This is a genomic window from Nocardioides sp. QY071 (assembly GCF_029961765.1).
In the GTDB taxonomy this organism is placed as follows: domain Bacteria; phylum Actinomycetota; class Actinomycetes; order Propionibacteriales; family Nocardioidaceae; genus Nocardioides.
On sequence record NZ_CP124681.1, the window covers coordinates 2,128,413 to 2,142,224 of the forward strand.

The 13,812-nt window shown below is 73.0% G+C and carries 11 protein-coding genes; 6 read left to right on the forward strand and 5 right to left on the reverse strand.

Going from position 1 to position 13,812, the window contains the following annotated elements; all coding sequences use genetic code 11:
- Positions 1-37 precede the first annotated feature (37 nt).
- Positions 38-952, forward strand: coding sequence for a DUF559 domain-containing protein (locus tag QI633_RS10230; protein ID WP_282428885.1), 915 nt, complete (start codon positions 38-40; stop codon positions 950-952).
- Between the two features lie 51 nt (positions 953-1,003).
- Here QI633_RS10230 and QI633_RS10235 read toward each other — a convergent pair whose 3' ends face one another.
- From QI633_RS10235 to QI633_RS10245, 3 genes are all read right to left on the reverse strand, one after another.
- Complete coding sequence (locus QI633_RS10235) at positions 1,004-2,131, reverse strand: PQQ-dependent sugar dehydrogenase (protein WP_282428886.1); 1,128 nt, start codon at positions 2,129-2,131, stop codon at positions 1,004-1,006.
- 60 nt (positions 2,132-2,191) lie between these two features.
- Positions 2,192-3,061, reverse strand: coding sequence for a 3-methyl-2-oxobutanoate hydroxymethyltransferase (gene panB, locus QI633_RS10240; RefSeq protein WP_141799281.1), 870 nt, complete (start codon positions 3,059-3,061; stop codon positions 2,192-2,194).
- A gap of 110 nt (positions 3,062-3,171) precedes the next feature.
- Positions 3,172-3,651 carry a VOC family protein gene (locus QI633_RS10245; protein ID WP_222117858.1) on the reverse strand — a complete coding sequence of 160 codons (480 nt, stop codon included), beginning with the start codon at positions 3,649-3,651 and terminating at the stop codon, positions 3,172-3,174.
- Between the two features lie 33 nt (positions 3,652-3,684).
- Between QI633_RS10245 and QI633_RS10250 the strand changes: the two genes are divergently transcribed.
- Positions 3,685-5,697 carry an NAD(+) synthase gene (locus QI633_RS10250; RefSeq protein WP_282428887.1) on the forward strand — a complete coding sequence of 671 codons (2,013 nt, stop codon included), beginning with the start codon at positions 3,685-3,687 and terminating at the stop codon, positions 5,695-5,697.
- Positions 5,698-5,700: 3 nt separating this feature from the next.
- Here the strand turns inward: QI633_RS10250 and QI633_RS10255 are convergent, their stop codons facing one another.
- Complete coding sequence (locus QI633_RS10255) at positions 5,701-6,165, reverse strand: hypothetical protein (RefSeq protein WP_141799279.1); 465 nt, start codon at positions 6,163-6,165, stop codon at positions 5,701-5,703.
- Positions 6,166-6,283: 118 nt separating this feature from the next.
- On the opposite strand from QI633_RS10255, the gene QI633_RS10260 reads away from it, so the two are divergent.
- Together QI633_RS10260 and QI633_RS10265 are read left to right on the forward strand one after the other, a co-directional pair.
- Positions 6,284-6,943, forward strand: coding sequence for a helix-turn-helix domain-containing protein (locus tag QI633_RS10260; RefSeq protein WP_141799278.1), 660 nt, complete (start codon positions 6,284-6,286; stop codon positions 6,941-6,943).
- Positions 6,940-8,565 carry a thiamine pyrophosphate-binding protein gene (locus QI633_RS10265; RefSeq protein ID WP_282428888.1) on the forward strand — a complete coding sequence of 542 codons (1,626 nt, stop codon included), beginning with the start codon at positions 6,940-6,942 and terminating at the stop codon, positions 8,563-8,565. The genes QI633_RS10260 and QI633_RS10265 overlap by 4 nt, the downstream gene beginning before the upstream one ends.
- A gap of 36 nt (positions 8,566-8,601) precedes the next feature.
- Here the strand turns inward: QI633_RS10265 and QI633_RS10270 are convergent, their stop codons facing one another.
- Positions 8,602-9,321, reverse strand: coding sequence for a hypothetical protein (locus QI633_RS10270; protein ID WP_282428889.1), 720 nt, complete (start codon positions 9,319-9,321; stop codon positions 8,602-8,604).
- Positions 9,322-9,468: 147 nt separating this feature from the next.
- Between QI633_RS10270 and QI633_RS10275 the strand changes: the two genes are divergently transcribed.
- Complete coding sequence (locus QI633_RS10275; protein ID WP_141799275.1) at positions 9,469-10,809, forward strand: glutamine synthetase family protein; 1,341 nt, start codon at positions 9,469-9,471, stop codon at positions 10,807-10,809.
- A 16-nt stretch (positions 10,810-10,825) separates the two neighbouring features.
- Positions 10,826-13,753 carry a bifunctional [glutamine synthetase] adenylyltransferase/[glutamine synthetase]-adenylyl-L-tyrosine phosphorylase gene (locus QI633_RS10280; protein WP_282428890.1) on the forward strand — a complete coding sequence of 976 codons (2,928 nt, stop codon included), beginning with the start codon at positions 10,826-10,828 and terminating at the stop codon, positions 13,751-13,753.
- Positions 13,754-13,812: the final 59 nt, after the last annotated feature.

Genomic DNA, 13,812 nt, shown 5'->3' on the forward strand with positions numbered 1-13,812 from the left:
CCCGCGCGGTCGCGCCCGATGGCGGATGCTTCGGGGCGTGGTCTCCGACGACTGGCGCCGGCTTGCTGCCCTGCAGGGCGGCCTGCTGACCCGCGAGCAGTTGCGGGCGCTTGGCGTCGACCGCTGGGCTGTCCGGCACCGACTCGCCTCCGAGCGATGGGTCGCGCACACACCCACGGTCATCGGTACGACGACCGGCGAGCTGTCACGCGCGCAGCTGCTCTGGCTCGGCGTGCTCCACGGTGGCCCGGACGCCGTGGTCGGTGACCTGTCCGCGGCCGAAGTGGCCGGGCTGCGGAACTGGCATCGCGACGACGTGACGATCCTTGTCCCGCACGGCTCCTTCGTCGGAGCCGGGCACCCGGGCGTGGTGTTCGTGCGGACGCGCCGACCGCTGCGGGACTGGCGGCGGCGCGGCCGCGGACTACCGGTGTGCCGCGTCGAACCCGCGGTGCTGCGCTTCGCCTCGACCCAGCGGAACCCGCGGGTCGCGGAAGGCGCGCTCGCTGCAGTCGTCCAGCAGGGGTTGACCTCGCCGAACAGGCTGGAGGAGTGGATCGGGCGCATGCAGCCGCTCAGGGGCGCCGACAGGTTCCGCCGGGCGCTGGCGGAGATCGGGGGCGGTGCTCAGTCGACCGCCGAGCTGGACGTGCGGCGGATGTGCCGTGCGGCCGGGCTGACCCAGCCTGTGCGTCAGGTGCGCCGACGCGACGCGAGTGGACGGCTCCGGTTCACCGACTGTGAGTGGCGGCTGGCCGACGGCCGGATCCTGGTCCTGGAGGTCGACGGGGGATTTCACATGCAGGCGGAGCACTGGGAGCACGACATCGCGCGGCAGCGGGCACTGACCTCGCCGGGTCGGATCGTGGTGCGCTGCACCGCGCGGGAGCTGCGGGACGAGCCGGAGCGGGTCGCACGGGACCTGAGGCTGCTGGGTGTGCCTGCGCCCTGAGGTTGGGCGGGTGAGAGTGACCTCCAGATCACCCTCACCCACCCAACTCGTTCAGGCCGGCCGAACCCGCACCACCACGTCCCGCCCACCGCCGTTGTCGGTGGTGACGAGCAGCGAGCCGTCGGGTGCGGCGGTCACGTCGCGCAGCCGGCCGTGGCCCCGCAGCGCCCGCGGGGCGCGGGTCCAGCGGACCCGGCCGCGGTCGTCGAGCCTCACGAACATCAGCCGCCGCCCCTTGAGCACCGCGACGGCCAGGCAGCCGTCGAACCGGCCCCAGGCCGGGCCGGTGACGAAGGCGGCTCCCGACGGGGCGATGGTGGGGAAGCCGGAGCGCCAGCGGGCGGTGTACTGCCTGCCGGGCAGGCGGTGGTCGGTCATGGGGCGGGACTCGTCGTAGCCGGGGCCGGGGTTCCAGCCGTAGTTGCGGCCGGGGCGCAGCAGGTTGATCTCGTCGTCGCGGTCGGTGCCGTGCTCGACCGACCACAGCGTGCCGTCGGTCCGCTGGGCAAGGCCCTGGACGTTGCGGTGGCCGAAGGTGAGGACGTAGCGGCGCTTGCCGGAGCGGTCGGCCCAGGGGTTGCGGGGGTCGGGTGCGCCGGTGAGGCGGTCGAGGCGCAGCACCTTTCCGCCCAGCGAGCCGCGGCGCTGGGGGAGCCGGGAGCGCTTGGCGTCGCCGGTGCCGACCAGCAGCGAGCCGTCAGCGGCGACGAGGAGGCGGCACCCGCCGTGTTGGCCGGTCCGGCTCGGCGGCAGCCCGGTGACGAGCGGACCCGCGAGCGTCGCGGTGGTCAGGGCGGCGTCGAGAGTCCAGGCGTTGACCCGGATGTCGTGGGAGCCGTCGTCGGCGCGCCAGCCCGAGCAGGTGTAGATCCGCCGGTTGGTGGCGAATGCCGGGTCGACCGCGAGCCCGAGGAGGCCCGTCTCGCCCCGGTTCCAGACCTGCGCGGACGGGAACGCCAGGTCGCGCTTCGCACCGGAGCCCGGGTCGACCAGGGTCAGCCTGCTCCGGTCGCGCTGGGTGACCAGCAGGTCGCCGCTCGGCAGGACCGCGACCTCCCATGGATGGTCGAGCCCGGTGGCGACGACCTCCACGCGGAACGCGGCCGCACGGGCCTGGGCGGCGGCGAGGAGGGTCGCGACCAGGGCGAGGACGAGCAGGACGGCGGGACGCGCACGCATGCAGGGACGGTACGCCGCCCCGCCGTCGTCAACCGGTCAGCCGGTCAGCCGGTCAGCCGGTCAGAACGTGTGCTCGGGAGCCGGGAAGCTGCCGTCCTTGACCTCGGCGTCGTAGGCCCGGGCGGCGTCGAGCAGGACGGAGCGCAGGTCGGCGTACTGCTTGACGAAGCGGGGCAGCTTGCCGGTGCGCAGGCCGAAGGCGTCCTGCCAGACGAGGACCTGGCCGTCGCACTGGTTGCCGGCGCCGATGCCGATGGTCGGGATGTCGAGCTTGGCGGTGACCTCGGCGGCCACGTCGCCGGGGACCATCTCCATCACGACCGAGAAGGCGCCGGCCTCCTGGACGGCGAGGGCGTCGCGCAGGATCCGCTCGGCGGCCTCGCCGCGGCCCTGGACCCGGTAGCCGCCGAGGGCGTGCTCGGACTGGGGGGTGAAGCCGATGTGGGCCATCACCGGGATCCCGCCGCGGGTCATCCGCTCGATCTGCGGGGCCATCTCGACGCCACCCTCGAGCTTCACGCAGTGGGCGCCGCCCTCCTTCATGAAGCGCACGGCCGTCAGGTAGCCCTGCTCGGGCGAGGCCTGGTAGGAGCCGAACGGCAGGTCGCCGACCACGAGGGCCCGCGACACCGAGCGGCTGACAGCGCGGGTGAGGGGGAGTAGCTCGTCGACCGTGACGGGGAGCGAGGTCGCGTTGCCGAGGACGTTGTTGGACGCGCTGTCGCCGACGAGGAGGACCTCGACGCCGGCCTCGTCGAAGATCTGCGCGGTCAGCTGGTCGTAGCTGGTGAGCATCGAGAAGCGCTCGCCGCGCTGCTTGAGGTCGCGCAGGTGGTGGGTGCGGATGCGCTTGATCGGCGCGGATCCGGAGGGCGCCGCGGGGGCGGCGCCGCCGTACGGGGCGGTCTCTTCGGGGGTGGTGCTGCTCATCGTCGAGCTCCGTTCCTGGTGACTCGCGGCCCACCGATGTGGGTCCACGTTCGTTGACGGGCACAGACGAGGCTAGTCCGGTACGACGGCCCGGCGCGCTGTGTGCTCCGTCACCCCGCACGGGCGGCATCGGCCGCCGCTTCCAGCTGCGCGACCACGATCCGACGCATCCCGAGCAGCGCCCGGCTGGCGGCCTCCGCGCGCCGCGGGTCGGGGTCGGAGAGCAGGTCGTGCAGCCGGGCGGGGACGACCTGCCAGGACAGCCCGAACCGGTCCTTGAGCCATCCGCACACCGACTCCTGGCCGCCGTCGGCGAGCGAGTCCCAGTAGTAGTCGACCTCGGACTGGTCGCGGCACACGATCGAGAAGGACACCGCCTCGGAGAAGGCGATCTCGGGACCGCCGTTGACGCCGCGGAAGGTCAGCCCGTCGAGGGTGAACTCGCCGGCGACCGGGCCGAGGTGGCTGATCGAGGAGTTCGGGAAGATCGCGGTGTAGAAGCGCGCGGCCTCCTCCAACCGGTCGTCGAACCACAGGCACGGCTGGATGTGGCTGCTCGCGAGGCTCATGCCGGGGCAGACCGGGTCCACCCCGCAGACTCATCGGCTCCCTAGACTCGCCCCGTGGACTTCTACTCGGCCTACGCCCACGGGTTCGCCCGGGTCGCGGCGGTGACCCTGCCCGTCGCCATCGCGGACCCGGCGACCAACGCCGCCCGGATCCTCGAGCAGGCCCGCGCGCTCCACGACGACGCAGTGGCGGTCGCGGTGTTCCCGGAGCTCGGGCTGACCGGGTACGCCGTCGACGACCTCTTCCTGCAGGACACGCTGCTCGACGCGGTGCGTGAGGCGATCCTCGACCTGACCGTCGCGTCGGCCGACCTGCGGCCGGTGCTGGTGGTGGGGGCGCCGCTGGCGAGCGGCAACCGGGTCTACAACTGTGCGGTGGTGATCCACGGCGGGCGGGTGCTCGGCGTGGCGCCGAAGTCCTACCTGCCGACCTACCGCGAGTTCTACGAGGCCCGCTGGTTCGCGGCGGGGGCGACCCGGAGTGCAGCCGAGGACAGCATCGAGCTCAACGGCGAGGACGTCCCGTTCGGCAACGACCTGATCTTCTCGGCCTCCGACGTGCGCGGCCTCGACCTGCACGTCGAGGTCTGCGAGGACATGTGGGTGCCGATCCCGCCGAGCGCGAGCGCCGCCCTGGCCGGCGCGACCGTGCTGGCCAACCTCTCGGGCAGCCCGATCACGATCGCCCGCGCGGAGGACCGGCACCTCCTGGCCCGGAGCGCGAGCGCGCGGTGCAACGCGGCGTACATCTATGCCGCGGCGGGCCAGGGCGAGTCGACGACCGACCTGTCGTGGGACGGGCAGACCATGGTCTACGAGATGGGCGACCTGCTGGGGCAGAGCGAGCGGTTCCCCGACGGGCCGCGGGCCACGGTGGTCGACGTCGACCTCGACCGGCTGCGCCAGGAGCGGATGCGGCAGGGCACCTTCGACGACAATCGCGCGGCCGAGGGCATCGAGGCGTCGCACTTCACACGGGTGGAGTTCGAGCTCGAGCCGCCGTCCGGCGACATCGGGCTGCGGCGTGAGGTCGCGCGCTTCCCGTTCGTGCCCGACGACCCGGTGCGGCTCTACCAGGACTGCTACGAGGCCTACAACATCCAGGTCTCGGGGCTCGAGCAGCGTCTGTCCGCGATCGGGCAGCCGAAGATCGTGATCGGCGTCAGCGGCGGCCTCGACTCGACCCACGCGCTGATCGTCGCCGCCAAGGCGATGGACCGGCTCGGCCGCCCGCGCAGCGACATCCACGCGTTCACGATGCCGGGCTTCGCGACCGGCGACACCACGAAGTCCTATGCGACCCGGCTCTCCCAGGCGCTCGGCTGCACCTTCGAGGAGCTCGACATCAAGCCGGCCGCGCGCACGATGCTGGAGGGCCTCGGCCACCCGTTCAGCGCGGGCGAGCCGGTCTACGACATCACCTTCGAGAACGTCCAGGCGGGGCTGCGCACCGACTACCTCTTCCGCCTCGCCAACCACCGCGGCGGCATCGTGCTCGGCACCGGCGACCTGTCCGAGCTCGCGCTCGGCTGGTGCACGTACGGCGTCGGCGACCAGATGTCGCACTACAACGTCAACGCCGGCGTCCCGAAGACCCTGATCCAGCACCTGATCCGCTGGGTGATCGACACCGACCAGCTCCACGACGGGCACTACGACGACGAGGCCGACCAGGTGCTCCAGGCGATCCTCGAGCAGGAGATCACCCCCGAGCTGATCCCCGGTGGCGAGCAGCGCACCGAGGACTCCGTCGGTCCCTACGCGTTGCAGGACTTCACGCTCTACCACGTGCTGCGCCGCGGCTACCGGCCCAGCAAGATCGCGTTCCTGGCCCACCACGCATGGGGGAGCGGTGAGGCGTCGTACGACATCGCGACGATCCGCACGTGGCTCGAGGTCTTCGTCCGGCGCTTCTTCAGCAGCCAGTTCAAGCGCTCGGCGCTGCCGAACGGGCCGAAGGTCAGCCCCGGTGGAACCATGTCGCCCCGCGGGGACTGGCGGATGCCGTCGGACGCCAGCGCGGCCGCGTGGTTGGCCGAGCTGGCGGCCGACGTCCCCACAGACTGAGGGCTACGCCTCCCTGCGGTGATCACCTCGCATCATCCGCGCCATGCAGAAGCAGCACACGGCGAGGGCCAGCATGCCCAGGGCGAGGTAGGCCATCTGGTCGACGCTGAACAGGTTGACCGCGAGCAGGACGAACCAGATGCCGAGCACGTCGGCGCCGAACTGCGGCACGGCGGCGACGAGCAGCCCCAGCAGCAGGGTGATCGCGCCGACCCACATGACCGCGTCGGCGGCGTTGCCGGGGAGGAAGTTGTCGGCCCACGTCGAGATCGAGCCCTCCCACGTGGTGCTGTCGGTGACGGCGTTGGTCATCATGTCGAGCCCCCATAGGACGGGGAGCGCGACGAAGGTCGCCCAGAGAGCCACGCGGCTCTGGTGGGCGGCGTCGACGGTGGCGAAGTGCGTGAGGTCGTGCATCTCCTCGCGCATGTCGTGGGTGAGGTTGTCCCACGCGTGGGTGCTGGCCATGGTTGGCCCCTTTCTCGAGCGGTCCCGGCTTGTAAGGGACATCACGATTGACGGTAGACCTGCGGCGATCTTTCGACAAGACTCGTGTCTGCTAGAGATCCGGGGGAGGGAGCAGGCCATGGACGAGGCGTTCGGGCAGCGGGTGGCACGGGTCGGCTCGCTGGCCGATCCGGTACGACGGGCGCTGTACCGCTTCGTCGCCGAGCAGCCCGGCGCGGTCAGCCGCGACCAGGCGGCCAGCGGGGTCGACGTACCGCGGCACACGGCGAAGTTCCACCTCGAGCGGCTGGTCGACGAGGGGCTGCTCGTGACCGAGTTCCGTCGCCTGACGGGGCGCACCGGCCCGGGCGCGGGACGGCCGGCGAAGCTGTACCGCCGCTCGCGCCGCGAGCTGACCGTGAGCGTGCCGAGCCGCCGCTACGACCTCGCGGGGCAGGTGCTCGCCGACGCCGTGGAGCGCACCCTGGCCGGCACCCCGATGCCGGACGCGCTCGCCGCGGCGGCCGACGACGCGGCCGACGCCGTCACCGCGGGAGCCGTCGAGGGCCAGGCGCTGCTCGAGACCCTCGCGCCGCTCGGCTACGAGCCGCGCGCCGAGGACGACGGCACGCTGTGCCTGGCCAACTGCCCCTTCGACCGGCTCGCCGCCGACCACCGCGACCTGGTCTGCGGGGTCAACCGCAGCTTCCTCACCGCGGTCGCGCGCCGGTCCGCTGCCACCGTCGAGCCGGTCGAGCCGGGGCCGGGATGCTGCGCGCGGGTCAGACTGAGCGCATGACCGGCACCCACATCCGCAACGGAGGGGACGTCGTGGTCGAGACGCTCACGGCGCTCGGCGTCACCCACGTCTTCGGCATCCCGGGCCAGCACGCCCTGGGGCTGTTCGACGCCATCCGGCGCAGCGACCTGCAGTTCGTCAGCTCCCGGGTGGAGAACAACTCCGCCTTCGGCGCCGACGGCTACGCCCGGGTCACCGACCAGGTCGCGGTCATGTTCGTCTCGACCGGGCCCGGCGCACTGACCGCCCTGGGCGCGCTCCAGGAGGCGTACACGACCGGCGTCCCGGTCCTGGTGATCAGCAGCCAGGTCCCACGCCGGGGGATCGGGGGGCGCCGCAACGGCCTGCTGCACCAGACCGACGACCAGCAGAAGAGCGCTCAGAACGTCACCAAGTCCACCGCGGTCGTGCTCGACGCGGCGCACCTCCCGTCCGCGATCGCCGACGCGTGGGCGCTGGCCCAGGCGGTGCCGGCCGGACCGACCTGGGTCGAGATCCCGCAGGACGTGCTGCTCGAGGACGCCCCCGTGCCGCCGGTGACCTCGGCCGTCGTGACGATCCCGGACCGGCCCGCGCGGGCCGAGCTCGCCGCGGAGGCCGCGCGCCTGCTGGCCGCGGCCGAACGTCCGGTGATCCTCGCCGGCGGCGGCGTACGACGCTCCCGTACCGGCCCGGCCGAGCTGGTCCGGGTGGCCGAGGCGCTCGGCGCGCCCGTCGTGTCCACGGTCGGCGGCAAGGGCGCGATCCCCTTCGCCCACCCGCTCTCCGCCGCCAGCTGGATCGAGGACCGGCACACCACCGACCTGCTCGAGCGGGCCGACGTCCTGCTCGCCGTCGGCACGACGATCGGCGAGGTCACCAGCAACTACTTCACGTTCGCGCCGACGGGCCGGTTGATCCAGGTCGACGCGGAGCCGCGGGTGCTCGGCTCGAACCACCCGTGCCTCGGCATCCACGCCGACGCGGGCCTGGCGTTGGCCGCGATCGCGGACCAGCTCCCGGACGCCGGCGACGAGGCGCGCCGGAAGGGTGCGGCGGTCGCGGCCCGGCTGCGCCAGCAGGTCGAGGAGCGCCTGGCCGGCCAGGACCTGGCACCCGAGCGGACGCTGCTCGCCGACCTGCGGGCCGTCGTACCCGACGACATGCACACGTTCTGGGACATGACGATCGCCGGCTACTGGGCCTGGTCGGCCTGGGACCCGCGCGAGGGCGGCTTCCACTCGGCGCAGGGCGCCGGCGGGCTCGGGTTCGCCTTCCCTGCGGCGCTGTCGGCGGCGATCGCGGGCGGCCGGCCGACGCTGGCCGTCTCGGGCGACGGCGGCGCGATGTACGGGATCGCGGAGCTGGCCACGGCCCGCCAGCACGACGCCGACGTCACCTGGCTGATCGTCGACGACGGGGGCTACGGGATCCTGCGGGAGTACATGAACAGCGCGTTCGGCGCGGCCACGGCGACCGAGCTGTCCCGGCCCTCGTTCGTGGACGTCGCCCGCGCCTTCGGGGTCGTGGCGCACGAGGCGACGCCCGGGACGATCGGGACGGTGCTCGCGAAGGCGCTGGCCGAGAGGGGGCCGTCGGTCGTCGTGCTCCCGACGCTCCTGCGGATGTTCGCGCTCACCTGACGCCCCGGGCCCGAGCCCGGCGCATCGTGGGGGCGATCAGCTCAGCGGGGTAGCGGTGATCGTGGCCGCGGTGACCTTGATGTCGCCGCTGCCCTCGGTGCCCTGCGCGCTGTCGTAGCCGAACGCGAGCAGGCCGACCTTGGTCGGCGCGGTGAGCGTGATGACCGTGGTGCCGCTGACCGAGCGGTGCCGGCCCGTGACCGTCGGCAGCAGGGTGTTGGGGCTGATGTCGCCCTCGCCGTCCTGCCACTTGAAGGCGTTGTCGCCGTTCTTGTCGAGCCACAGCGAGAGCTGCGGGAAGACGTCGACGGCGGGGTTGTCCGGGCTGGCCGAGCGCTCGAAGGCGCCGTCGACGGTGACCAGGTACGTGCCCGCCGGCAGGGTCAGCGAGGTGTCGAGGTTGGTGTTGTTGTCGTTGATCGGGCCGCCGATGTGGGCGACCGTGACCGGGGCGGCCAGGGTGGCGGCCTCGAGCCCGTTGACGCCGACCCCCTGGGCGGGCGCGGCGCCCCGGGCGCCGGGCGCGAGGTCGGCGAGCGCGATCGAGCCGTCCGCGATGTCGGCGCCGGTGAGGCCGCCGTCCTTGACGTCGTTGCCCTTGAGCGTGCCGTCCTTGACGTCCTTGGACTTGATGGTCTCGTTCTTGATGTCCTTCGACGTGATCAGGCCGGCGGCGACCGACCCGCTCGCGCCGAGACCCACGACGATGGTGGCGCCCACGGCGACGGCCGCGGTGCGGCTCTTCCAGACAGACATGTGTTCTCCCCACGGTTGTTTCGCTTCAGTGACCGGGAGCGCCCGGCCGGGACCATGGTCCTGGGACCGTCCGACACAAAGCGGTGATGTTTCACCAAAGGGTCCCGGTGCAACACGCCCGTCACGCGACATCACTAGGCTGCGGCCATGGGTAAGCAAGAGGACTTCGTCCTGCGCGCTCTCGAGGAGCGTGACGTCCGGTTCGTGCGGCTGTGGTTCACCGACGTGCTGGGCTTCCTCAAGTCCGTCGCGGTGGCGCCGGCCGAGCTCGAGGGCGCCTTCTCCGAGGGCATCGGCTTCGACGGCTCGGCGATCGAGGGCTTCGCGCGGGTCTACGAGGCCGACATGCTCGCGCTGCCCGACCCGACCACCTTCCAGATCCTGCCGTGGCGCAGCACCGAGGGGCCGGCGACGGCCCGGATGTTCTGCGACATCGTGATGCCGGACGGCTCCGCGTCGTACGCCGATCCGCGCAACGTCCTCAAGCGGACCCTCGGCAAGGCGGCCGAGCAGGGCTTCACCTTCTACACCCACCCCGAGATCGAGTTCTACCTGTTCAAGGACGAGCCGGGCTCGGGCGACGAGCCGGTGCCGATCGACCGCAGCGGCTACTTCGACCACGCCGCGCACTCCCACGGCTCCGACTTCCGCCGCGAGGCGATCACCATGCTCGAGGCGATGGGCATCTCGGTGGAGTTCAGCCACCACGAGGGCGGTCCCGGCCAGCAGGAGATCGACCTGCGCTACGCCGACGCGCTCACCACCGCCGACAACATCATGACCTTCCGCACGGTTATCCGGGAGGTCGCGCTCAGCCAGGGGATCTGGGCCACGTTCATGCCCAAGCCCTTCACCACCCACCCGGGCTCTGGCATGCACACCCACCTGTCGCTGTTCGAGGGCGACCAGAACGCCTTCTACGAGGCCGGTGCGGAGTACCAGCTCTCGAAGACCGGGCGCCAGTTCATCGCCGGCATCCTGCGCCACGCCAGCGAGATCAGCGTCGTGACCAACCAATGGGTCAACTCCTACAAGCGGATGATGTTCGGTGGCGAGGCGCCGTCGTACATCTGCTGGGGCCACAACAACCGCTCCGCCATGGTCCGGGTGCCGATGTACAAGCCGATGAAGGGCCAGTCGACCCGGGTCGAGCTGCGCACCATCGACTCGGCGTGCAACCCCTACCTCGCCTACGCCGCCGTGCTGGCCGCCGGGCTCAAGGGCATCGAGAACGACTACGAGCTCCCGCGCGAGGCCGAGGACGACGTGTGGGCGCTGACCGAGCGCGAACGCCGCAGCCTCGGCATCGAGCCGCTGCCCAAGAGCCTGCACGACGCGATCGCGATCGCCGAGCACTCCGAGCTGCTGGCCGAGACGCTGGGGGAGCAGGTCTTCGACTACTTCCTGCGCAACAAGCGGGCCGAGTGGGACGAGTACCGCGGCCAGGTCTCGGCCTTCGAGCGCGACCGGATGCTCCCGGTCCTCTGATCGCGGGGCGTCGGGCATGAACCGGACGTCGCAGCGCACCGAGCTGCTCCGGCTCGGGTTCGTCGACCTCGACCGGGCGGTGGCCGACCTCGACCGGCTCGGGCCGGGCGGCACGGACCTCCTCGCGCTGCTGGGCCGCACGGCCGACCCGGATGCCGCGCTACAGGGGCTGGTCCGTCTCGCCGACGCGGTCGGGGGGCCTCGGGAGCGGGCCGAGCTGCTCGCCGCTGTCCGCGACGACGAGGGTACGGCGATGCGGCTGCTCTGCGTCCTGGGCGCGAGCGCCGCGCTCGCCGACCACCTGGCCACCCATCCGGCGCAGTGGCGTGAGCTCGCGGATCCCGCGCTCGGGTCCACCCGGCCGGCGGCCTGGGCGGTGCGTGCCTCCCTCATCGAGGCGGTCACCGACAAGCCCGACCAGGCGGCGGTCGACGCGCTGCGGGTGGAGTACCGCCGCCACCTGCTGCGGCTCGCGGCCCGCGACCTGACCCACCACCTCGGCGTCGACGACGCCGCGGCCGAGCTGTCCGACCTCGCGGCCGGGACCCTGGACGCGGCGCTGGTCGTGGCCCGGGCGCGGGTGGGGGAGGCGGCGGCCGGCGTACGGCTGGCGGTGGTCGCGATGGGCAAGTGCGGCGGGCACGAGCTCAACTACGTCTCCGACGTCGACGTGCTCTTCGTCCACGAGGGCGACGAGCGGGTGGCGGCGCGGCTGGCCGCGCAGATGATGCAGGTCTGCGCCGACCACACCGCCGAGGGCACGATCTGGCCGGTCGACGCGGCGTTGCGGCCCGAGGGCAAGGCGGGGCCGTTGAGCCGGACCCTGGCCAGCCACGAGAGCTACTACGAGCGCTGGGCCGAGCCGTGGGAGTTCCAGGCGCTGCTCAAGGCGCGCCCGGTGGCCGGCGACCTCGAGCTGGGGCGCGAGTTCACCGCGATGGTCGCGCCGATGGTGTGGTCCGCCGCGGACCGCGAGGGCTTCGTCGATGCCGCACGCGCGATGCGGCGCCGGGTGCTCGACCACATCCCGGCCCGCGAGGCCGACCGGCAGCTCAAGCTCGGCGCGGGCGGGCTGCGCGACGTGGAGTTCGCCGTCCAGCTGCTGCAGCTCGTCCACGGCCGCGCCGACGAGTCGATCCGCCCGGCCACGACCCTGAGCGCGCTGACGCGGCTGACCGAGGGCGGCTACGTCGGCCGCGAGGACGGCGAGTCCCTGCACCGCGCCTACGCGTTCCTGCGCCAGCTGGAGCACCGCATCCAGCTGCACCGGCTGCAGCGCACCCACGTCGTGCCCTCCGACGAGGCGGCGCTGCGGCGGCTGGGGCGCAGCCTCGGCTTCTTCAAGGAGTCGCAGAAGCTGCTCGAGGAGACCTGGCAGGACCACCGCCGCGAGGTCAGCCGGCTGCACCAGAAGATCTTCTACCGCCCCCTCCTCACCGCCGTCGCGCGGATCGGCGCCGACGAGGTGCGGCTCTCCTCGGAGGCCGCGGGCGCCCGCCTCGCCGCCCTCGGGTACGCCGACCCGCAGGCCGCGCTGCGCAACCTGGAGGCGCTGACCAGCGGCGTCAGCCGCACCGCCGCCATCCAGCGCACCCTGCTGCCCGCGATGCTGCAGTGGTTCGCCGAGTGCCCCGACCCCGACGGCGGCCTGTTCGGCTTCCGTCGGATCAGCGAGGCGCTCGGGCGCACCCCGTGGTACCTCTCCACCCTGCGCGACGAGGGCGAGGCCGCCGAGCGGCTGGCCCACCTGCTGGCCACCTCGCGCTACTGCACCGACCTGCTCGAGCGCGAGCCGGCGGGCGTCCGACTGCTCGGGGGCGACCTGCACCCGCTCGGCTCGGCGGCGCTGACCGACGAGATGCTCGCGACCGGCGGACGCCAGGAGGGCTTCGAGAAGGGCGTGCGGGCCGTGCGCGCCGTACGCCGTCGCGAGCTGCTGCGCATCGCCGCCGGCGACGTCCTCGGCCTGATCGACGTCGCCGACGTCGGCTTCGCGCTCACCCGGCTCACCGACGCCACGCTGGAGGCCACGCTGCGCGGTGCGATCGAGTCGACCGCCCGTTCGCGGGGCATCGCCGTCGTGCCCACGAGGATGGCGATCGTCGCCATGGGTCGCTACGGCGGCTTCGAGCTCTCCTACGGCAGCGACGCCGACGTGCTCTTCGTGCACGACCCGGTCGAGGGCGCGGACGCCCACGAGGCCACCACCTTCGCGCGGCTGGTCGCCGAGGAGGTGCGCCGCGTGCTCGCCGCACCCGGGCCGGACCCGGCGCTCGTCGTGGACGCGGACCTGCGCCCCGAGGGCCGCCAGGGCCCGCTGGTCCGCACCCTCGACGCGTACGCCGCCTACTACGCCAAGTGGTCGCACGTCTGGGAGGCCCAGGCGCTGCTGCGCGCCGACGCAGTCGTCGGCGACCTCGACCTGCGCGAGCGGTTCACGGCGTTGATCGACCCGCTGCGCTACCCGGCCGGCGGGCTGACCGACGACGACGTCGTCGAGGTACGCCGGATCAAGGGGCGCGTCGACAAGGAGCGGCTCCCGCGCGGCGCCGACCCCGCCCTCCACCTCAAGCTCGGGCGTGGGGGACTGGCCGACATCGAGTGGACCGTCCAGCTGCTCCAGCTGCGCCACGGCGCCGAGCTCCCCGGCCTGCGCACCACCCAGACCCTCGCCGCCCTCACCGCCGCCGCCGAAGCCGGGCTGATCACCCACGACGACGCGCTGACCCTCGGCGCCTCCTGGCGCCTGGCGACCCGGGTCCGCAACGCCGTCCTGCTCGCCCGGGGCCGGGCGGGCGACGAGTTCCCGCGCACCGTGCTCGAGCGCCGCGCGGTCGCCGGGATCCTCGGCTACCAGCCCACCGAGACCGACCGGCTGCTCGACGACTACCTGCGCGTCACCCGGCATGCGCATGCCGTGGTGGACCGGGTGTTCTGGGAGTGAAATAGGCGCCGGGCCGCGACCTCTGGGGGGGTCGGTCGCGGCCCGACACCGCACATCAT